The organism is Acrocarpospora catenulata, assembly GCF_018476525.1.
GTDB lineage: Bacteria > Actinomycetota > Actinomycetes > Streptosporangiales > Streptosporangiaceae > Acrocarpospora > Acrocarpospora catenulata.
This window is the reverse complement of record NZ_JAHCST010000003.1, coordinates 110844-130307: the sequence shown is the minus strand read 5'-3', so window position 1 is coordinate 130307 and position 19464 is coordinate 110844. Positions and strand designations below refer to the sequence as shown.

The window sequence follows — 19464 nt, the reverse complement described above, 5'->3', positions numbered from 1 at the left end:
CAGGGCGTGTCTCGGTTTCCGTCATGTTCGCGGTTCATGGGTCGGTGACGGGGAGTTTCGCCACCCGGTTGCCGTGGATCGCCGAGCGGCTCGGGACCGATCCGGGCGGGCTGGGGCTGGCCTTGTTGTTCGCGGCGGTCGGGTCGCTGTCGGCCATGCAGTTCTCGGGGGTGATCAGCCATCGCTTCCCGAGCCGGGTCGTCACGCCGCTGCTGATGGTGTGCTGGTGCCTGGCGCTGATCCTCCCGGCGCTCGCGCCGAGTGTCGTACTGCTCGGGGCGGCCATGGTCGTCTACGGGGCCACCGGCGGTCTGGCCGACGTCGCGATGAACGAGCAGGGGGTGATGGTCGAACAGCGGCTGGGCAAGTCGATCATGTCGGGACTGCACGGCATGTGGAGCATCGGGGTACTGCTCGGTTCCACCGTGGGCATCCTGGCGGCGCACGCCGATCTGGACGCGCGCGTGCACTTCGGCATCATCGCGCTGGTGCTCGCGGTGATCGCGGTGGCCGCCGGTCCCAGGCTCCTCGAGATGCCGGACCGGGAGGTCGACGAAGGCCCCCACTTCGCGTTGCCGTCCAAGGCCGTGTTGCTGATCGCGATGATCGCCTTCTGCGCGGTGTTCGGGGAGCTGTCCGGGCTCGACTGGGCGGCCATCTACCTCACGAACGTGACCGGGGCGAACGCGGGAGTCGCCGCCGCCGCGGTCACCGGGTTCAGCTTGACGATGGCGCTCGCGCGGCTGGCGGGAGACCGGGTCGTCGATCGTTTCGGACCCGTGGTCACGGTACGGGTGGCGGGAGTCCTGGCGGTGGCCGGCGCGCTGACCGTGGCGGTGTCGCGGGCTCCGGTGCCGGCGATCGCCGGGTTCGCGTTGATCGGGCTGGGTGTCGCGGTGATCGTCCCCCTTGCCTTCACCGCGGCGGGGAACGCCGGGCCGCGCCCCGCGCAGCAGATCGCCGGCGTGGCCACCATCGCCTACGGCGCCGGTCTTGCCACCCCCGCGGCCATCGGCCTGATCGCTGACGTGACGTCCCTGCCGATCTCGTTCCTCGTGGTCGCCAGCCTGACCGCGTTCACGGTCATCGGGGCGGGCCGACTGCGGAGAGGGTCCGCCACGCCGCGCTAGAGCGCTCTAGTAGAGTGTGCGGCCATGAGCACCTCTCGCCCCACCATGGAGGACGTCGCCGCCCTGGCCGGCGTCTCCCGGGCGCTGGTCTCCATCGTCTTCCGCGGCACGGCGGGCGCCTCCCCCACCACCCGCGAACGGGTGCTGGCGGCGGCGGCCGAACTCGGCTACCAGCCGGACCGCAGGGCCAGCCGGCTCGGCAGGACCCGCACCCGCATGCTCGGCGTGGTGTTCGGCGTCGGCCACGCCTTCCACGGCGACCTCGTCGACAGCCTGTACGCGGCGGCCGAGGGCTCGGCGTACGAGGTGGTGCTGAGCGGGGTGACCCCGCGCCGCGGCGAGGAGGAGGCGGTGCGCGCCCTGCTCGCCGAGCGCTGCGAGGCCGTCATCCTGATCGGCTCCGGGCTGTCGTCAGGCGCGCTGGCCGAGCTCGCCGGCCGCCTGCCGACGGTGAGCCTGGCACGCGACGTGCGCGTCCCCGGCCTGGACGTGGTCCGCACCGACGACGCCGAGGGCCTCCGCCAGGCCGTGACCCACCTGCACGCGCTCGGCCACACCGCCATCGTCCACACCGACGGCGGCCGTGCGCCGGGCGCCGCCCAGCGCCGCCGCGGCTACCACACCGCCGTCCGGCGGCTCGGGCTGGCGGAGGCGCCGTTGCTGACGGGGGGCATCGCCGAGGAGGACGGCGCGCGCGCCGCCGCGGAGCTCCTGGCCTCGTCCACACCCGCCACGGCGGTGACGGCCTTCAACGACCGCTGCGCCCTCGGCCTCATCGAGACGGTACGGCGGGCCGGCCGCCGGGTCCCGGAAGACCTGTCGGTCGTCGGATTCGACGACATCCGCGCGGCCTCCTACGCCCACATCGCCCTCACCACGATCAGGCAGGACGCCGACGCGCTCGGCCGCCTGGCCATCCAGCGCGCCCTGGCACGCCTGGAGGAAGGCAGCCCGCCCGCCGCCCCCGCGGTCGTGCCGCCCACGCTGATCGTGCGCTCCACCACCAGCCCCGTACGCCTTCCGGACGGGAGCGCCGGATGAGCGTGACCGTCGCGATTCTGTTCGGGGTGGCGGCGCTGCTGATCGGCTTCGCCAAGACCGCGATCGGCGGTCTGTCGAGCGTGTCCATCGCGATCTTCGCCACGCTGATGCCGGCCAAGGCGTCCACGGCCGCCATCCTGCTCCTACTGATCGTCGGCGACTTCATGGCGGTGTGGCACTACCGGCGCGACTGCGACTGGTCGATCGTGTGGCGGCTGGTTCCCGCGGTGCTGCCCGGGCTCGTACTGGGCACGGCGTTCCTCGCGGCGGTGGACGACGGCGTGCTGCGGCGGCTGATCGGCGGGTTGCTGGTGGCCCTGGCGCTCGTCCAGCTGGCGGTGCGCAACCGCCCGCCGTACCTGACGAGACTGATGGCGGGGCGGGTGCCCGCCGCCGGGGCGGGGCTGGCCGCCGGGTTCACCACCATGGTGGCGAACGCGGCGGGTGGGGTGATGACCCTGTACCTGGTGGCGCGGAGCGTGGACAAGCGGCGGTTTCTCGGCACGGTCGCCTACTTCTTCTGCGGCGTGAACCTGTGCAAGCTGCCGTTCAGCGCGGGTCTCGGGCTGCTCGACACCGCGACGGTCGTGCGCTCGGCCGTCCTCGCGCCGCTGGTCGTGGTGGGTGGATGGGCCGGGGTCCGGGTGGCGCGGCGGATGAGCCAGGCCCGTTTCGAGCAGGCCGTGCTCGGCGCGTCGATCCTGGCGGCGGCGGCTCTGGTGGTGCGCTAGTCGTTCTGGGGGAAACCCAGGTTCAGGCCGCCGTGGCTGGGGTCCAGCCAGCGGGAGGTGACGACCTTGCCGCGGGTGAAGAAGTGCACGCCCTCACTGCCGTGGGCGTGGGTGTCGCCGAAGAGGCTGTTCTTCCAGCCGCCGAAGGAGTAGTAGGCGACGGGCACCGGGATCGGCACGTTGATCCCGACCATGCCGACCTCCACCTCGTGCTGGAAGCGCCGCGCGGCGCCGCCGTGGGTGGGTGCGATGCTCACGATGATCCTTCGTAGCGGTCGGGGGTTTCGAGGACGGCAGGCGCGGCCCACCGGCCACCTCCCAGGACGTCGGCGCGGTTGGCCAGGTCGACCCGGACGGCCCGTCCGGTCGCCAGGGACTCCATGCCGGCCGTGCACACCGCCGTGGCGGCGTAGCCGTCCCAGGCGGTCGGCCCGGTGACCTCGCCGCGCCGGGTCGCGTCCACCCACGCCTGGACCTCCAGGTCGTAGGCACGGCCGAAGCGGTCGCGGAAGTCGTCGGGGATGGCGCCGCCGTAGCGGTTGCCCTGGCGGACGAACACGCCCTGTCCCAGACCGATCGTGACGTTGCCGCGCTCGGCCACGGCCTCGCAGCGCACCTCGTAGCCGATCTGGCTGTTGACGAAGACCTCGGTGGTGGCCATGCCGCCGCCCGTCATCTGGAAGATCGCCACCTGGGGGTCGAGCACGCCCTCCGCCGCCAGCCCGGTCGGCTTCGGTGCCAGGACGGTGATGGTCTCGATCTCGTCGTCGAAGAGCCAGCGGCACACGTCCACCTCGTGCACCAGCGAGTCGCGGACGATCATCTCGGACCGGAAGGAGTCCGGCACGACCCGGTTGCGGTGGACGTTGTGCACGAGCAGGATCCGGCCCAGGTCTCCGGTGTCCAGCAGGCGCTTCAGCTCCGCGTACTCGGGGTCGAAGCGCCGCATGAAGCCGACCTGGACGAGCGGCCGACCGGCCTTGCGCTCGGCCTCGACCACGCGCAGCGACGAGGCGCTGTCCATGGTCAGCGGCTTCTCGCAGAGGGTCGGCCTGCCGTGCTCGACGCAGGCCAGCACCTGCTCCTCGTGCACGCCGCCGGGCGAGGCGATCAGCACGGCGTCCACGCCCTCGTCGGCGATGAGGGCGAGCGGGTCGGCGACGGCCCGGACGCCCGGGTAGCGGGCGGCCAGCGCGGCGGCCCGGCCGGTGTCGGGGTCGGACACCGCGACCAGGTCGGCCCCGGTGATGCGGTGGACCAGCCGTTCGGCGTGGTCGGCGCCCATCAGGCCGACGCCGATGACGCCGACCCGGAGCGGGGATCCGTTCATGACGTGGGTACCTCCTGGTTGCCGGGGCCGGTGCCGCGCAGCTCGTGGCTGAGCTCGGCGAGCTCCTGGCCGCCGGCCATCTCGGCGGTCAGCCGGTCCAGCGTCAGCTCGGCGCGGTTGGCGTCGAGGACGACCCGGCCCAGCTTGAGGATGACGAAGTGGTTGCCGACCAGGTACGCGTGGTGCGGGTTGTGGGTGATGAAGATGACGCCGAGGCCGGCGTCGCGGGCCTTGACGACGTACTTGAGGACCACGCCGGACTGCTTGACGCCGAGCGCGGCCGTCGGCTCGTCGAGGATGATCACCCGGGCCCCGAAGTAGATGGCGCGGGCGATGGCGATGCACTGCCGCTGGCCGCCGGACAGGCTGCCCACCGGGCGGTCCAGGTCGGGGATGACCACCCCCATCTTGGCCAGCTCCTCGTGGCAGATCCGCTTCATCCTGGCGATGTCGAGCATGCGCAGCGGTCCCTTGCGCAGCTCGTTGGCGAGGAAGAAGTTCCGCCACACCGACATCAGGGGGGCCAGCGCGAGGTCCTGGTAGACGGTGGCGATCCCGCTGGACTGGGCGGCCCGGGGGGAGCCGAACCGGCAGTCGGCGCCGTCCAGCCGCATCGCGCCGTCGGTGTAGTCGTGCAGTCCGGCGATGATCTTGATCAGGGTGGACTTGCCCGCGCCGTTGTCGCCGAGCACGCAGGTGACCTCGCCCTGCCGCACGCGCAGGCTCACCCCGCGCAGCGCGTGCACGTTGCCGTAGCTCTTGCCCACCTCGTCGAGTTCGAGCACGGGGACGCTCATCGCAGGTCCGCCTTCCGTTTGACGTACACGTTCACCAGCGTCGCCAGCAGCAGCATGACGCCGAGGAACGTCTTGAACCAGTCGGGGTTCCACCCGGCGTAGTTGATGCCGAGCTGGGTCATCCCGAAGATCAGCGCGCCCACCGAGGCGCCGACCACCGAGCCGTAGCCGCCGGTGAGCAGGCAGCCGCCGATCACCGCGGCGATGATGAAGATGAACTCCTTGCCGATGCCCTCGCCGGACTGCACGGTGTTGAACTGGAACAGCAGGTGCATGCCGGACAGCCAGCAGCAGAAGCCGACGGCCATGAACAGGCCGATCTTGGTGCCCCGGACCGGGACGCCGACCGCCCGCGCGGCGGCCGCGTCGCCACCGACCGCGAAGATCCAGTTGCCGGTCCTGGTCCGCAGCAGCACGTGGGCGGCCAGAGCGGTCAGCACCACCCAGTAGAGCACCGTGACCTTGAGGGTGACCGGCCCGAGGACGACCTCGGAGCCGAAGATCCGCTGCGCGGCGGCGAAGCCGTCCATGTCGCTGATGTCGGCGGTGGCGACGTTGCCGGTGAGCAGGCGGGTGACGCCCAGGTTGATGCCCTGCAGGACGAAGAAGGTGCCCAGGGTGACCAGGAAGCTGGGCAGGCCGGTTCGCAGCAACAGCCATCCGTTGAAGGCGCCGATCGCCAGGGACAGCACGAGCGCCAGGGCCACGCCCACCCAGACGTTCAGGCCGAAGTTCCAGGCGATGAGGGAGGCCGCCAGGCCGGAGGTGGTCACCGCGACACCGGCGGACAGGTCGAACTCGCCACCGATCATGAGCAGCGCCACCGGGACGGCCATGATGCCGATCGCCGAGGCGCCGTACAGGATGGTGCCGACGTTGGCGACGTTGCGGAAGGGCACCGCCACCGCCATGAAGAGCAGGAAGATCACGACCGCGCCGACGAGGGACCCCACCTCCGGCCGGCTCAGCAGCCGCGCCGCCAGGGAACGGCGGGCGACCCGGTCGTCCCGGGCCGCCTCCGTCCTGCCCGGCTCTGTTGCCGCAGCAGTCATGTCACCTCACCTCGTGCCGTTGCCGGCGAACTTCTCGACCGCGGCGACGTTGGACTTGTCGATGAACGCGGGACCGGTCAGGGTCGCCTGGCCGCCGCCGATGGTGTTGCCGTTGACCTTGTAGAGCCAGAGGCTGTCCACCGCGAGGTAACCCTGCAGGTAGGGCTGCTGGTCGACGGCCCACTCGATCTCGCCGTTCTTGATGGCGGTGACGAGTTCCTTGTTGGTGTCGAAGGTGACCACCTTGGCCGCGCTGCTGGCGTCCTTGACCGACTTGACGGCGGTCAGCGCGAACGGCGCGCCGAGGGTCAGCACCCGGTCGATGGCCGGGTCCTGCTGGAGCTTGGCGGTGATGGCCGCCTGGACGCTCGGCATGTCGGTGCCGGTGACGTAGATCTTCTCGGTCTCCGCGAAGGTCGACTTCGCGCCGTCGCAGCGCGCCTCCAGGCCCACGTGGCCCTGCTCCTGGATGACGCAGAGCGCCTTCTTGGCGCCGTCCGCGGTCAGCCGCTCACCGGCCGCCGCTCCGGCGATCTTCTCGTCCTGGCCGAAGTAGCCGAGGACGCCCATGCTCTTCCAGGCGTCGATGCCGCCGTTGAGCGCGACGACCGGGATACCGCTCTGGCCGGCCTTGGTCACATTGGCCCGCATGGCGTCGGGCTTGGCCAGCGTGACCGCGATGCCGTCGACCTTCTTGTCGATCGCCGACTGGACCAGGTTGGCCTGGTTGGCGCCGTCCGGGTCCGCCTGGTACTGCAGGTCGACGTTGTCCTTCAGGGCGGCGGCCTCCGCGCCCTTGCGGACCAGGTCCCAGAAGGTGTCGCCGGGGGCCGCGTGGGTGATGAAGGCGATCGTCATCGTCGGGGTGGTGGCGGTCCCGGCGGCGGCGCTCTCCTGAGTCGTCTGCCGGCCTCCACCGGAGCTGCAGGCCGCCAGGGTCAGCGCGGCCACGGTGCCGGTCACCAGAACTGCGATACGGGTTGTACGGGCCACTGCATTCTGCCTTTCGTTATCCGCCACCTGGCCGGGGACGGACATGGGGGGTGGTGTCGTGATATTTCGCCTCGGGGTCGTGGCCGACGTGTGGGATGGGGATTACCGGGGATTCAGCGCAGCGGGCCGCAGGACAGCAGGTAGGTCAGCGTCCGCGTGGCGAGCTCGTCGCGGAGCCGGGCGGGATCGGTGGGCAGGTAGCCGTACGGTCCCAGTTCGATGCGGGTGTAGCCGGCGGCGGCGACCTCGTCGAGGAACCGCTCCCAGGGCACCTGGAGGGGGTCGTCGGGGAACCAGACCTCCCAGCTGTCCGGGGCGCTGCCGATCATGGCGGGTCTGCTCACGAGTCGGTCCTTTCGATCGGCTCGATCGGAGCCAGCAGGGGACGCTGGGTGGTCTTGTGTGCCGCGTACTCCTCGTACGCGGCACGGGTGGTGTCCAGGTCGCTGACCTGGCTGACGGGGACGTCCCACCAGGCGGCGCTGTCCGGCGCGTGCACGGTGGGGTCGGTCTCGACGTGGATGACGATGGGTCCGCCGTCCGCGGCCTTGGCGTTCTTGATCGCCTGGTCGAGCTCGGCGGGACTGCGCACCTCGATCACGGTGGCGCCCAGGCTGCGGGCGTTGGCGGCGAGGTCGACGGGCAGCCTGCTCCCGGTTAGGCGGCCGGTGGCCGGGTCGCGGTAGCGGTAGGCGGTGCCGAACCGCTGCGAGCCGAGCGACTCCGACAGCGAGCCGATGGAGTGGAAGCCGTGGTTCTGGACCAGGACGACGATGACCTTGATCCGTTCCTGCACGGCGGTCACCAGCTCGGACGGCATCATCAGGTACGAGCCGTCCCCCACCATGACGAAGACGTCACGGCTGGGATCCGCCATCCGCACCCCGATCCCGCCGGGGATCTCGTAGCCCATGCACGAGTAGCCGTACTCGACGTGGTAGGCCTTGCGGTCCCTGACCCGCCACAGCTTGTGCAGGTCGCCCGGCATGGACCCGGCCGCGCAGACGACCACGTCCCGCGGGTCGGACAGCTCGTTGACGCGGCCGAGCACGGCGCCCTGGGTGAGCACGCCGTCGGCGAGCGCGTCGGTGACCTCCGCCGACGGGTGGTAGGCCGCCTCCACCCGGGCGTCCCAGTCCTGCCACAACCGTGCCTGAAGTTCCCGGTACGCGGGGTCCACCGCGTGCCCGTCGAGAGCGGCGGTGAGCGCGGTCAGGGCTTCGCGGGCGTCGGCGACCACCGGCAGCCCGGCGTGCTTGCCGGCGTCGAACCGGGCGACGTTGATGTTGACGAAGCGGACGGCCGGGTCCTGGAAGGCGGTGCGGGAGGCCGTGGTGAAGTCGCTGTACCGGGTGCCGACGCCGATGACCAGGTCGGCCTCGGCGGCGAGCGCGTTGGCGGCGGTGGTACCGGTGGAGCCGACCGCGCCCATCGCCTGCGGGTGGCCATGCGGCAGCGCGCCCTTGCCCGCCTGGGTCTCGCCGACGGGGATGCCGGTGGCCTCGCAGAGCGCGCGCAGCGCGTCCTCCGCGCCGGAGTAGTGCACCCCGCCGCCTGCCACGATCATGGGCCGCCGGGCCGCCTTGACCAGCGCCGCCGCGTCGGCGAGGTCGGCGGCCTCCGGGAGCGGCCTGGCCACCCGCCAGACCCGCTCCGCGAACAGCTCCACCGGCCAGTCGTAGGCCTCGGCCTGCACGTCCTGGGGCAGCGCGACGGTGACCGCGCCCGTCTCGACCGGGTCGGTGAGCACCCGCATGGCCCCGAGCAGGGCGGACGGCAACTGCTCCGGCCGGTCGATCCGGTCGAAGAAGCGCGACAGCGGGCGGAAGGCGTCGTTGACGGTCACGTCCGCCGCGTATGGCACCTCCAGCTCCTGGAGCACCGGCGCGGCGACCCGCGTAGCGAACGTGCCGGAGGGCAGCAGCAGCACCGGAATGCGGTTGACGGTGGCCAGCGCGGCCCCGGTGAGCATGTTGGTCGAGCCGGGGCCGACCGAGGCGGTGCACGCCCACGTCTGGAGGCGGTCGAGCTGCCGGGCGTAGGCCACCGCCGTGTGCACCATGGCCTGCTCGTTGCGGGCCAGCACGTACGGCAGGCGCTCCGCGCCCCCGGCCAGCTCGTGCTGGAGCAGCGCCTGCCCCAGCCCGGCCACGTTGCCGTGACCGAAGATTCCGAAACACCCCGCGAAGAGCCGTTGGCGGTAGCCGTCCCGCTCGCTCCACTGGGCGGTCAGGAAGCGTACGACGGCCTGGCCCACGGTCAGGCGCACCGTGCCCGTGTTCATCGTGATCCTCCGATCGGGAGTCTGGGATCGACGTCCTGCCCGGCCCACGACCGGCGCACCCACGCGTGGGCGGGGTCGTCGCATATCAGCCAGGCCCGGGTCGCGCCGGGGCCGGCCATCACGTTCAGGTAGTAGAGGTCGTAGCCGGGCGGGGCCATGGCAGGGCCGTGCCAGCCGTGCGGCACCAAAACCACGTCGCCGGAGCGGACCTCGGCCAGGACGTCGATGGGCCGCTCGGCCGTGCCGTAGACCCGGTGGTAGCCGACCGGATCGGCACCGTCGGGAGCCCCCGGCTCGGGCCCGACCTCGAAGTAGTAGATCTCCTCCAGCTCGGTCTCCACCCCGTCGCGTTCCTCGTCGTGCTTGTGCGGCGGGTAGGAGCTCCAGTTGCCCGCCGGGGTGACGACCTCGCAGGCGATGATCGAGTCGGCGTCCAGCACGCCGGGGATCCCGAAGTTGCGCACCTCGCGGGAGGCCTGACCGGCGCCGCGCAGCTCCACCGGGACGTCGGCCGCCTTCAGGTGGCTGAACTGCGGGGGTGTCCGGCGCTTGGCCGCCCGCGCGCCGCACAGCGCGATCCTGGCCGGCGCCGTCGCCCTGACCGTCAGGTCGGTGCCCGGCGGGACGTACGCGATGTCGGTCGGGCCGGCGAAGACGCTGTCCCTCCCGGCCAGGCGGGCCCGGTGTCCGGCGGCCGTGACCTCGGCGCCGCCGTACAGGGGAACCACGATGATCTCGGTGTCGCCGGTCGGCAGGCGCAGTTCCTCCCCCGCCGCCAGGGTGGCCACGCGCAGGCTGGTGTGCCGCCATCCCTCGATCGCGCCGGTGATGGACACCTCGAACGGGCCGTCGGCGGCGGTGCCGTACGGGCGGACCCAGCGGTTCACGAGCCACCCCCGTGCACCAGGCCGGAGGCGATGTCCACGGCCGCGGCCACGTCGCCGTCCGGTGGGAAGAGCAGCGCCCGGCCGACGACCAGGCCGCGTACGGCTGGCAGGCGGAGGGCCTCTCCCCAGGCGGCGTACGTCTCGTCGGGGTGCCCGCTGGGGTCGCCGCCCAGTAGCAGGGTGGGCATCGTGGTGGCGTCCATGACCCGCGCCAGGTCCTCGACGACCGGCAGCTTCAACCAGGTGTGCCGGCTGGTGGCCCCGAGCCCGGCGGCGATGTGGATCGAGGTGATGGTCGAGTCGGGGTCCAGCAGGTTCCGTACCCTGCCCTCCTCGCGGACGGACAGGAAGGGTTCCACCATGGCCATCAGGCCGTGGCCCGCCAGCGCGGTTACCGCGCGGGCGCTGGCCTCCATGGTGGCCGCGGTGCCCGGATCGTCCAGGCAGATCCTGGTCAGCATCTTCCCGCCGTCCAGGCCCCGGGCGGCGATCTCGTCGGCCGTGTACGCGGTGAACCGGTCGTCCAGCTCGAAGACCGCGCCCTGCAGGCCGCCCCGGTTCATCGACCCGACGACGACCTTGTCCTCCAGCGCGCCCATGAGCAGCAGGTCGTCCAGGATGTCGGGGGTGCCGAGCACGCCGTCCACACCCGGCCGGGACAGCGCCACCGCCAGGCGTTCCAGCAGGTTGCTGCGGGAGGCCATGGCCCGGTGGTCGTCGCGGACGCCGAGCGCGCCGCGGGCGGGATGGTCCGCGGCCACGATGAGCAGCCGGCCGTCCTGGCCAAGCAGCTCGCGCCGCCGCCGCGCGGCCCACCCGCCGGCGATCCGCCACGGCTCCCGCGCCCGGATCTCGGTCAGCCGCCCGGTGTCCGGGCGCCAGGTCGTGGTCATCGTTCCCCCTCCAGCCGGCCGTTCATGACGGCCGTGACCTCGGCCTCGGCCGGCATCGCGTCGGCGCACTCCAGCCGGGAGGCGACGATCGCCCCGGCCACGTTGGCGAACCGCACCACGCGGCGCAGATCCCAGCCGGCCAGCAGGCCGTGCACCAGGGCGCCGCCGAAGGCGTCGCCCGCGCCGAGCCCGTTGACCACGTCCACGGGGAAGGGCGGCACCTCGACCCGCTCGTCGGCGGTCGCGGCGAGCACGCCCTCGGGTCCCCGCTTGACGATCGCCAGTTCCACACCGCGCTCCAGCAGGGCGTCGGCCGCCCGCGTCGGCTCGCTCTCCCCCACGGCCACCGCGCACTCCTCGCGGTTGCCGACCGCCACCGTGACGTGGTCGAGCGCCTTGCCCACCTGGGCGGCGGCCTCGCCGGGGTCCGGCCAGAACATGGGCCGGTAGTCCAGGTCGAGCACGGTGTGCCGACGGCGGCCGCGCGCCTGCCAGGCGGCGAAGTGCGCCGACCGCGACGGTTCCTGGGAGAGCCCGGTGACGGTGGCCCACAGCACCCCGGCCGTGCGGACGGCCTCCAGCGGGATCTCGTCGGCCTCGATCATCAGGTCGGGGGCGGTCGGGTAGCGGTAGAAGTACAGCGGGAAGCGGTCCGGCGGGAAGATCTCGCAGAAGGTCACCGGGGTCGGCGGGCCGTCCACCTCGGTGACGAAGGTGTCGTCGACGCCGAAGCCGCGCAGCGCCCGGTGGATGAACCGGCCGAACGGGTCCCGGCCGGTCCTGGTGATGATCGCCGCCCGGCGGCCGTGCCTGGCCGCGGCCACCGTGACGTTGGTGGCGCTGCCGCCGAGGAACTTGCCGAAACGCTCGACGTCCTCCAGGCCGACGCCGTGGTCGAGCGGGTAGATGTCCACCCCGCACCGGCCGATGGCCACCAGGTCGTACGGGGTCATGTGCCTGCCCCAACGGCCAGCAGGTGGTCCAGGCTCGCCCGTACGTCGGCCGCCGGGCCGTCGCCGGACGGGGGTCCGGCCAGAATGGTGTCCTGCTCCAGGACGTACCAGCCCTGGTACCCGTGCCCCTCCAGCGCGGCGACGATGGCCGCGATGTCGACGTCGCCCGCGCCGAGCGGCACGTACATGCCGCCCGCCACGGCCTCGGTGTAGCTCGCCGCGCCGGACTGGACGCGCCGGGCCCAGTCCAGGCGTACGTCCTTCAGATGGGTGTGCGCGATCCGGCCGGGGTGGCGCCGGGCGATGGCGACGGGGTCGCCGCCGCCGATGAGCAGGTGGCCGGTGTCCAGGCAGAGGCCGACGCGGCTGCCGTCCAGGACGCGTTCGGTCTCCTCGCCGCTCTCCACCATGGTGCCGACGTGCGGGTGGAGCGTGGCCACCAGGCCGCGGGCGGACGCGGCGTCGGTGATCCGGTCGAGGTTGCCCAGCAGGGCTGCCCAGCCGTGCTCGTCCAGGACCGGGCGGTCGTCGTAGCCGTCCCGCCCGGTCGCGGCGGCGATGACGACCGTCGAGGCGCCGGCCGCGACCAGGCCGGTCATCGCGTGCTCGACCTCGGGCAGGGGGTCGTGGCCGGGATCGTGCAGGACGACGGGGACGAACTGGCCGACCGCCCGCAGGCCGTACGAGGCCAGGGTGGCGGCCTTGGCCGCAGGGTCGTCAGGCAGGAACCCCTCGGGGCCGAACTCGGTGGCGCACAGCCCGAGCTCGCGCATCTGGCGCAGCACGGCGTCGGGCTGGAGCTGGTGCCCCCATCCCGGGACCTCGCAGACGCCCCAGGAGATCGGGGCGCCCGCGACACGGTCGGCCACGTGGGTGGTGGTGGTCATGGTTCAGATCCCCTCGATCTCGGAGAGCGCGACGGGCCTGCCCTCGGCCCGGGACCGCTCGCACGCCTCGGCGACGCGGAAGGCCTCCAGCGCGTCCTGGACGGTGCAGGGCGAGGGCCGCACGCCGCGCACGACGTCCGCGAACGCGGTCAGCTCGGCCTGGTAGGCGGGCAGGAACCGCTCCATGAACGACCACTTCCGCGGGCCGCGCGGGAAGTCGACGCCCTCCTCGGCGGAGCGCATGGCCAGCGAGTGGTCCAGCCCGACGGCGATGGCGCCCCGCTCGCCGTGGATCTCCATGCGCACGTCGTGGCCGCCGCCGTTGTAGCGGGTCGAGGAGACCAGGACGATCGTGCCGTCGTCCAGGGTCAGCAGCGCCCCGCCGGTGTCGACGTCCCCGGCCTCGGCGAAGAAGGCGGCGCCCTTGTTGCCGCCGGTGGCGTAGACGGAGGCGACCTCGCGCCCGGTGACGAACCGGAGGATGTCGAAGTCGTGCACGTTGCAGTCGCGGAAGATGCCGCCGGAGGTCGGGATGTAGGACGCGTGCGGCGGGGCCTGGTCGTGGGTGTTGGCGCGGATCGTGTGCACGAAGCCCAGCTCCCCGGAGGCGACGGCCTCCCGCGCCCGCTGGTAGCCGGCGTCGAAGCGCCGCTGGAAGCCGACGTGCACCGGCACGTCCTCCGACGCCACGAGCTTGGCCAGCGCGATGGTCTCGGCGAGCGTGCCCGCCACCGGCTTCTCGCAGAACGTCGGGATCCCGGCGGCGACGCCCAGGCGCAGCAGCGGCGCGTGGCCGGGGGTGGCCGTGGCGATCACGAAGCCGTCGACGCCGGAGGCCAGCAGGCTCGCCACGTCAGGGACGGCCGGCACGTCCAGTTCGGCGGCGACCGCCTTGGCCGCCGCCGGGTCGGCGTCGGTCACGATGAGCTCGTCGACGAAGTCAAGGGCCTGCAGAGTTCTCGCATGGAAGGCGCCGATCCGTCCGACACCCGCGAGTCCGATGCGCATGCGCGTCCCGTCCTATCCAGTGGCTGAACCGCACCGCGGCCGGCCGAAGGCTCTGGTCAGCCGCCCGCGATGCTGTGAGCCTGCCTGTTAACCGAATGTTGCGTCAAGAGTTTGTCCTGACATATTTGCTTAATGTCATACAGAGGTAAGATGTACCTCGTGGCAAGACAAGTGGCTGTGGCGATCGACCGAGCTTCCCCCGTTCCCCTGTACCACCAGCTCGCCGAGCAGCTCGGCACCGCGATCTCCAGCGGGGAGCTGGAGCCCGGCGACGCGTTCGAGAACGAGATCGCGCTCGCCGAACGGCTGAGCCTCTCCCGGCCCACGGTACGAAGAGCCATCCAGGAACTGGTAAACCAAGGTCTCCTGCTCCGCCGCCGCGGTCTCGGCACCACCGTCGCCAACCGCAAGGTGCACCGCCGCGCCGAGCTCACCAGCCTCTACGACGACCTGGAACGCGCCGGCGGCCGCCCCGCCACCAGGGTCCTGCGCCACGAACGGGTCCGCGACGAACGCGTGGCCGCCGCCCTCGACCTCGCCCCCGACGTCGAACTGCTCGCCATCGTCCGCCTGCGCCTGTCCGACGACCGCCCCCTGGCCATCCTCCGCAACTGGCTGCCGCCCCCCTACGCCGGAATCCCCCAGTCGGTCCTCGAAACCAAGGGCCTGTACGCCGTGCTGCGCGACCGCGGCGCCCGCCCCGTCGTCGCCCACCAGACCATCGGCGCCCGCCCCCCGACCACCGAGGAACGCCGCCATCTCCTCCTCAAGCCGGCCGAACCCGTCCTCACCATGACCCGCACCGCTTTCGACGCGATGGGCAACGCCATCGAGTACGGCGACCACTCCTACCGGGCCCAGGACTACAGCATCGACGTCATGCTCGACCAACGCTGACATCCGCCCGGCTCTCCGATAAGAAATTGCGTATCGGTACGGCTTGACGTAATTGCACAGCATTTTTGATGGCAACTTCTGGGCAATTGTTATCAACTCGGGACACTCAATAATTCACGCCCCGACATACGCCAGAAACACTGAACGCAGTCGCTTGCCCACCCTCCGCAATATTGAGGACGCACTCCACCTCTCGATGTCACATAGAGCAATTACCTGATTACCATTCGGCCACACCAGTGGGACACAAGGCCGCTCCAAGTGGCATGCGGCAGGATGCCGAATCGAAAGCAAAAGATGTTTACGTTTTGCCCCAAGAACTGGTAAAAATCTTTGCGATTCAATCGGGGGCTGCTTTCCGCATGCTCCCCTTCGTCCTCACAGGAGACATCCGCATGCGTAACACGATCGTCAAGATCGCGAGTTTCGCGCTGGCCCCCGTGGTGGGTGCCACGCTCTTCGCGACGGCACCGGCCGCCGCGAAGGTCGACGAGCCGTTCTCGATCTTCAAGATCAGCAACGTCAAGTACACCAAGAAGGCCAAGGCCGGCGGCTTCGTCAGCTACTCCTTCAAGGCCACCAACACCGGCCCGCACGACGCCGACTACTACTGGATCGGCGGCATCCTGCCCAAGGCCGTGGACACCAAGAAGAAGATCTACTGGAGCGGCGCGAAGGGCACCGAGTGCGAGTGGGCCGGGCGCGAGTTCTGGTGCTGGGCCCCGTACGTCCTTGAGGTGGGCGACTCCGACGTCCTGTCGATCAAGTTCCGCCTCAAGAAGAACGCCCGCGGCACCCAGGTCGGCCAGGTCGGCGCCATCGCCTACGACGTGCCGAGCGGCGCGGAGGACCTGGACCGCAGGGCCCTCAAGGAGCTCGGCATCAAGGGCTGGATCTACACCAAGAAGGTCAAGACCGTCGTGGTGAAGTAAGGCGTGCGATCACCGCGTCAGACGTCGTCCCAGCGGAAGATCAGTACCGCCGCCACCCCGATGACCAGCGCGAAGCCCAGGATGATGCCCAGCTCGGGCAGCACGCTCGCCGGGCCCTGGCCGCGTACCAGGACATCCAGCATGCCCTGGGTCATATGCTTCATCGGGAAGATGTTGGAGAGCGTCTGGAGCCAGCCCGGCGCGGCGTCCAGCGGGAAGAACGCCCCGGACAGGAAGGCCATCGGCAGCACGATCAGGTTGGCGACGCTGGTCGCCCCCTCCGCCGACTTGGCCAGGCCGCCGGCCACCATGCCGATCGCCATGAAGACCAGCGTGCCCGCGATGACCAGCGGCACCGCCATCCACCAGTAGGCCGACAGCTGGAGGCCGAACACCGGCAGGCTGGCCACGCCCAGGAAGATCGCCGTCTGGAGCAGCGAGATGGCCAGGCTCACCCCGACCCGGGCGCTCACGATCGTGCCGGTGCGCACGGGGGCCAGCCGGAGCCGCCGCAGGATCTTCTTCTCCCGCCAGGTCACCAGCGTGGCCGCCGCCCCGAACGCGGCGCCCATGGAGATGGCCCAGGCCAGCAGGCCCGGCGTGATGTACTGGATGGTATTGAGCGATTTGTCCTCGACCTGCTCGGTGGCGAGGGTGAACCGCTGCGGCACCCCGGCCATGTTGGCCTGGCCGACCAGCTGCCCGAAGACCCCCTGTACGGTCCCGGCCCTGACCTGGTCGGCGGCGCTGTAGTAGAGCTCCAGTTTGTCGCCCTGCTGGCGGACGGCGGCGGTGGCGTCGCCCCGGCGCACCTTCTCTTGGGCCGCGGCCAGGTCGTCAGCCTTGCTGATCTCCAGGACCTCGCGGGCGGCGGGCGCGTTGTCGAGCAGCGGCACCGCCCCGACCTGGATGATCTCCGACTTGGAGGTGCCCGGGTTGGCCAGGATCGTGCCGAACAGCACCAGGAACATCAACGGGAAGAGGATGGCGAAGAACAGGGCCATGCGGTCACGGAGGAAGCCGTACAGCATGGCCCGGGAGAGCGACCTGAGGGGGGTCACGCGCGGTACTCCCGTCCGGTGAGGTTGAGGAAGACGTCCTCCAGGGTGGCGCCGCGGACCTGGATGCCGGTCAGCAGGTTCCGCTCGGCCAGCGCGGTCAGCACGGTGGCGGGCGCGTGGGTGGCGATCTTCAGCGACACCCCGTCGTCCTCCACGGCGGCCTCCGGGCCGGCCAGCTCGCGGGCGTCGGCCAGGGCGAGCGTGCCGGTCTCCAGGCTGATGTGGGTGGCACTGTCCAGCCCCCGGACCAGCGTGGCGGGCGGGCCCAGCTCCAGGATGCGTCCGTTGTCCATGATCGCCACCCGGTCGCAGAGCGACTCGGCCTCGTCCATGTAGTGGGTGGTCAGCACGACGGTACGGCCGGCCTTGTTGATCGAGCGGAGCAGGTCCCACAGGTTGCGGCGCGCCTGCGGGTCCAGGGCGGCGCTCGGCTCGTCCAGGAAGAGCACCTCGGGGTCGTGCACCAGGGCGCAGGCGATGGACAGCCGCTGGGACTGGCCGCCGGAGAGCTGCTCGGCACGGGTGCCGGCCTTGTCCTCCAGGCCGACCACGGCGAGCATCTCGTCGGCCTTGGCGGGCGGCACGCCGTACAGGGAGGCGAAGGTGCGGATCTGCTCGCGGGCGGTCAGCCGTTCGAAGAACGAGGACGCCTGGAGCTGCACACCGATCCGGGGCAGCAGGCGCGGGTTACGCGGCCACGGCGACAGGCCGAGCACCTCGACGGTGCCGGCGTCGGCTTGGCGGAGACCCTCGATGATCTCCAACGTGGTGGTCTTCCCCGCGCCATTCGGGCCGAGAATTCCAAAAAACTCTCCTTCTTCCACGAAGAAGGACACGCCGTCCACGGCATGGACGTCGCCATACCGTTTGTGGAGGTCGCGTACGACGATGGTTTGCCCCATGCCGCCAAGGCTAGGCGATCATTTGGTGATGGTGCGGGGTGGGATTGAGGCCGGTGCGAACCTGGGCTTCGGCCACTCCCGCCAGGGCCTTCCTGGCCTCGTGCGGGCGGCCGGCGGGCGTCAGCCGTACCGGGGGGAAGAGGGTGACCGTCACGGTCAGGTCCTTGGTGCCGATCGTCCGCGCGATCGAGCCGACCAGGCTGTCGCCGCCGACGTAGGAGGTACGGGCCGAGCAGGCCGGTCCCTCGTGGTAGCGGATGGTCGCCGGGCGGACCGCGGCGCCCGCGTCCAGGGCGGCCTGGAAGACGGCCGGGCGGAACGGGCCCATGTCGGTGCCGCACCAGGTGGTGCCCTCGGGGAAGGCGACCACGGTGTCGCCGTCCCGCAGCGCGCCCGCCACGCCCGCCACGGCCAGCGGCAGCGTGAGCAACTGGTCGCGGTGGATGAACAGCGCGCCGGCGCCCCTGGCCAGGGTGCGGATCACCGGCCACTCGCCGACCTCGCTCTTGGCCAGCGGACGGCAGGGCATGGTGGCCGCCATCACCAGCGGATCCATCCAGGAGACGTGGTTGGCCACCAGCAGCGTGCCCGAGGTGTCCGGGACCGCGCTGAGCAGAGGCACGCCGGCCACATAGGCGAACCCACGGGTCTGCTCCAGTTTCACGCCCAGGGCGCGCAGCAGCAGCCGGGCCCAGCCGCGGGTGATCCGGCCCCGCCGGGGCATGCTCATCCAGCGGGCGGCCATCGCCACCGGCACGCCGCCCAGCAGCACCGTGACGGCGCCCACGGCCCTGGCCACGCGGCGGGCGCGGGAGGCCTCCGTCAGCGCAGGGGAGACACAGGTCTCCGGTTCGCAGGGAGCCAGCGGCTGCCAGGGGGTGACCGCGGGCGGTATCGCTGTGACGGTCATCACGACTCTCCGAGGAAGTGGCGCAGGTAACGGGTGTCCACGTTGGCCAGCGAGAGCAGCACGAAGAAGTCGGCGGTGCCGAAGCCCGGGTCGTACGCGGGGGCGCCGCACACCCAGCCGCCCAGCCGCAGGTAGCCGCGGAGCAGCGACGGCATCACGAACCGCTCCGGCGGGGTCGCGCCCGGCCAGGGGTTGTGCGGGACCACGCGGTACTCGTCCGGGCCGAGCCCCACGCGCTCCACCACCCCGGCCGCCGCCGCGCCGCCGTCCTCCAGCGGCACCGAGCAGCAGCCCGCCAGCCACTGGTGACCGCCCGCCACCATGTAGTGGGCGATGCCCGCCCACATCAGCGCCAGCACCGCGCCGCCCCGGTGGTCCGGGTGCACGCAGGTACGGCCCACCTCGACCAGGCCGCTGCGGATCGAGGCCAGCTTGCCGAGATCGAACTCGGTGTCCGAGTAGAGGCGGTCGGACCGGCCCGGCGGCAACATCCGGTAGGTGCCCACCACCTCCTCGCCGCTGCGCACCAGCAGGTGGTCGCAGTAGGCGTCGAACCGGTCCACGTCCAGGCCGGAGACCGGCGAGTCCAGCCGGGCGCCCATCTCCCCGGCGAACACCTCGTGACGCAACCGCTGCGCCGCCCTGACCTCGGCGGCGTCGTTCGCGATTCCCACGGTGTAGCGACCGCGGGAATCCGACAGGTTCATCTTCATGTGGACATGACGACACGCGGAAATGACGGTCAGATCTCCTACCGGCGTTGCGGATGCGTCCGG

20 protein-coding genes and 1 pseudogene are annotated in these 19464 nt (G+C 71.5%); 5 read left to right on the top strand and 16 right to left on the bottom strand.

Going from position 1 to position 19464, the window contains the following annotated elements:
* Positions 1 to 23 precede the first annotated feature (23 nt).
* Genes KIP79_RS04210 through KIP79_RS04200 form a run of 3 tightly spaced genes read left to right on the top strand, consistent with a single transcriptional unit; the run spans position 24 to position 2902 of the window.
* A complete protein-coding gene (locus KIP79_RS04210; protein ID WP_214103308.1) occupies positions 24 to 1130 on the top strand; it encodes an MFS transporter in 1107 nt (368 codons plus the stop codon).
* Positions 1131 to 1154: 24 nt separating this feature from the next.
* Complete coding sequence (locus KIP79_RS04205) at positions 1155 to 2171, top strand: LacI family DNA-binding transcriptional regulator (protein ID WP_214103307.1); 1017 nt, start codon at positions 1155 to 1157, stop codon at positions 2169 to 2171.
* Positions 2168 to 2902: a sulfite exporter TauE/SafE family protein gene (locus tag KIP79_RS04200; RefSeq protein WP_214103306.1), complete on the top strand. Its 735-nt coding sequence runs from the start codon at positions 2168 to 2170 to the stop codon at positions 2900 to 2902. Before KIP79_RS04205 ends, KIP79_RS04200 begins: the two co-directional genes overlap by 4 nt.
* On the opposite strand, the pseudogene KIP79_RS04195 reads toward KIP79_RS04200, so the two are convergent.
* The 12 genes and pseudogenes from KIP79_RS04195 to KIP79_RS04140 form a co-directional block, all read right to left on the bottom strand.
* A pseudogene (locus KIP79_RS04195) lies at positions 2899 to 3144 on the bottom strand (aldehyde dehydrogenase family protein); the annotation flags it as partial. The gene KIP79_RS04200 and the pseudogene KIP79_RS04195 sit on opposite strands and share 4 nt — an antisense overlap.
* A gap of 11 nt (positions 3145 to 3155) precedes the next feature.
* Positions 3156 to 4232 carry a Gfo/Idh/MocA family protein gene (locus KIP79_RS04190; protein WP_214103305.1) on the bottom strand — a complete coding sequence of 359 codons (1077 nt, stop codon included), beginning with the start codon at positions 4230 to 4232 and terminating at the stop codon, positions 3156 to 3158.
* Positions 4229 to 5029 carry an ATP-binding cassette domain-containing protein gene (locus tag KIP79_RS04185; RefSeq protein ID WP_214103304.1) on the bottom strand — a complete coding sequence of 267 codons (801 nt, stop codon included), beginning with the start codon at positions 5027 to 5029 and terminating at the stop codon, positions 4229 to 4231. The genes KIP79_RS04190 and KIP79_RS04185 overlap by 4 nt, the downstream gene beginning before the upstream one ends.
* The gene (locus KIP79_RS04180; RefSeq protein WP_214103303.1) at positions 5026 to 6081 is read right to left on the bottom strand and encodes an ABC transporter permease; all 1056 of its coding nucleotides are present in this window, start codon (positions 6079 to 6081) and stop codon (positions 5026 to 5028) included. Before KIP79_RS04180 ends, KIP79_RS04185 begins: the two co-directional genes overlap by 4 nt.
* A gap of 6 nt (positions 6082 to 6087) precedes the next feature.
* Entirely contained in the window at positions 6088 to 7044 is a 957-nt protein-coding gene (locus KIP79_RS04175) for a sugar ABC transporter substrate-binding protein (RefSeq protein WP_308169552.1), read from the bottom strand.
* 143 nt (positions 7045 to 7187) lie between these two features.
* Positions 7188 to 7418 (bottom strand): IolE/MocC family protein, encoded by a 231-nt coding sequence (locus KIP79_RS04170; protein ID WP_308169551.1) that lies wholly within the window; start codon positions 7416 to 7418, stop codon positions 7188 to 7190.
* Positions 7415 to 9358 carry a 3D-(3,5/4)-trihydroxycyclohexane-1,2-dione acylhydrolase (decyclizing) gene (gene iolD / locus KIP79_RS04165; RefSeq protein WP_214103301.1) on the bottom strand — a complete coding sequence of 648 codons (1944 nt, stop codon included), beginning with the start codon at positions 9356 to 9358 and terminating at the stop codon, positions 7415 to 7417. Before iolD ends, KIP79_RS04170 begins: the two co-directional genes overlap by 4 nt.
* Entirely contained in the window at positions 9355 to 10245 is an 891-nt protein-coding gene (gene iolB, locus KIP79_RS04160; RefSeq protein WP_214103300.1) for a 5-deoxy-glucuronate isomerase, read from the bottom strand. Before iolB ends, iolD begins: the two co-directional genes overlap by 4 nt.
* A complete protein-coding gene (locus KIP79_RS04155) occupies positions 10242 to 11138 on the bottom strand; it encodes a class I fructose-bisphosphate aldolase (RefSeq protein WP_214103299.1) in 897 nt (298 codons plus the stop codon). Before KIP79_RS04155 ends, iolB begins: the two co-directional genes overlap by 4 nt.
* Positions 11135 to 12091: a 5-dehydro-2-deoxygluconokinase gene (gene iolC / locus KIP79_RS04150; protein WP_214103298.1), complete on the bottom strand. Its 957-nt coding sequence runs from the start codon at positions 12089 to 12091 to the stop codon at positions 11135 to 11137. Before iolC ends, KIP79_RS04155 begins: the two co-directional genes overlap by 4 nt.
* Complete coding sequence (locus KIP79_RS04145) at positions 12088 to 12978, bottom strand: sugar phosphate isomerase/epimerase family protein (RefSeq protein WP_214103297.1); 891 nt, start codon at positions 12976 to 12978, stop codon at positions 12088 to 12090. The genes iolC and KIP79_RS04145 overlap by 4 nt, the downstream gene beginning before the upstream one ends.
* A gap of 3 nt (positions 12979 to 12981) precedes the next feature.
* Positions 12982 to 13986 (bottom strand): Gfo/Idh/MocA family protein, encoded by a 1005-nt coding sequence (locus KIP79_RS04140; protein WP_214103296.1) that lies wholly within the window; start codon positions 13984 to 13986, stop codon positions 12982 to 12984.
* Between the two features lie 150 nt (positions 13987 to 14136).
* On the opposite strand from KIP79_RS04140, the gene KIP79_RS04135 reads away from it, so the two are divergent.
* Positions 14137 to 14883: a GntR family transcriptional regulator gene (locus tag KIP79_RS04135; protein ID WP_214103295.1), complete on the top strand. Its 747-nt coding sequence runs from the start codon at positions 14137 to 14139 to the stop codon at positions 14881 to 14883.
* A gap of 395 nt (positions 14884 to 15278) precedes the next feature.
* A complete protein-coding gene (locus tag KIP79_RS04130; protein ID WP_214103294.1) occupies positions 15279 to 15815 on the top strand; it encodes a hypothetical protein in 537 nt (178 codons plus the stop codon).
* Positions 15816 to 15832: 17 nt separating this feature from the next.
* Here KIP79_RS04130 and KIP79_RS04125 read toward each other — a convergent pair whose 3' ends face one another.
* From KIP79_RS04125 to KIP79_RS04110, 4 genes are read right to left on the bottom strand one after another with little or no spacing between them, the layout of a single operon-like run.
* Positions 15833 to 16876, bottom strand: a complete 1044-nt coding sequence (locus KIP79_RS04125; RefSeq protein ID WP_308169550.1) for an ABC transporter permease — start codon at positions 16874 to 16876, stop codon at positions 15833 to 15835.
* Entirely contained in the window at positions 16873 to 17778 is a 906-nt protein-coding gene (locus KIP79_RS04120) for an ABC transporter ATP-binding protein (RefSeq protein ID WP_214103293.1), read from the bottom strand. Before KIP79_RS04120 ends, KIP79_RS04125 begins: the two co-directional genes overlap by 4 nt.
* 10 nt (positions 17779 to 17788) lie before the next feature.
* Positions 17789 to 18688, bottom strand: a complete 900-nt coding sequence (locus KIP79_RS04115) for a lysophospholipid acyltransferase family protein (protein WP_214103292.1) — start codon at positions 18686 to 18688, stop codon at positions 17789 to 17791.
* Positions 18688 to 19401, bottom strand: coding sequence for a GNAT family N-acetyltransferase (locus KIP79_RS04110; protein ID WP_214103291.1), 714 nt, complete (start codon positions 19399 to 19401; stop codon positions 18688 to 18690). Before KIP79_RS04110 ends, KIP79_RS04115 begins: the two co-directional genes overlap by 1 nt.
* Positions 19402 to 19464 lie beyond the last annotated feature (63 nt).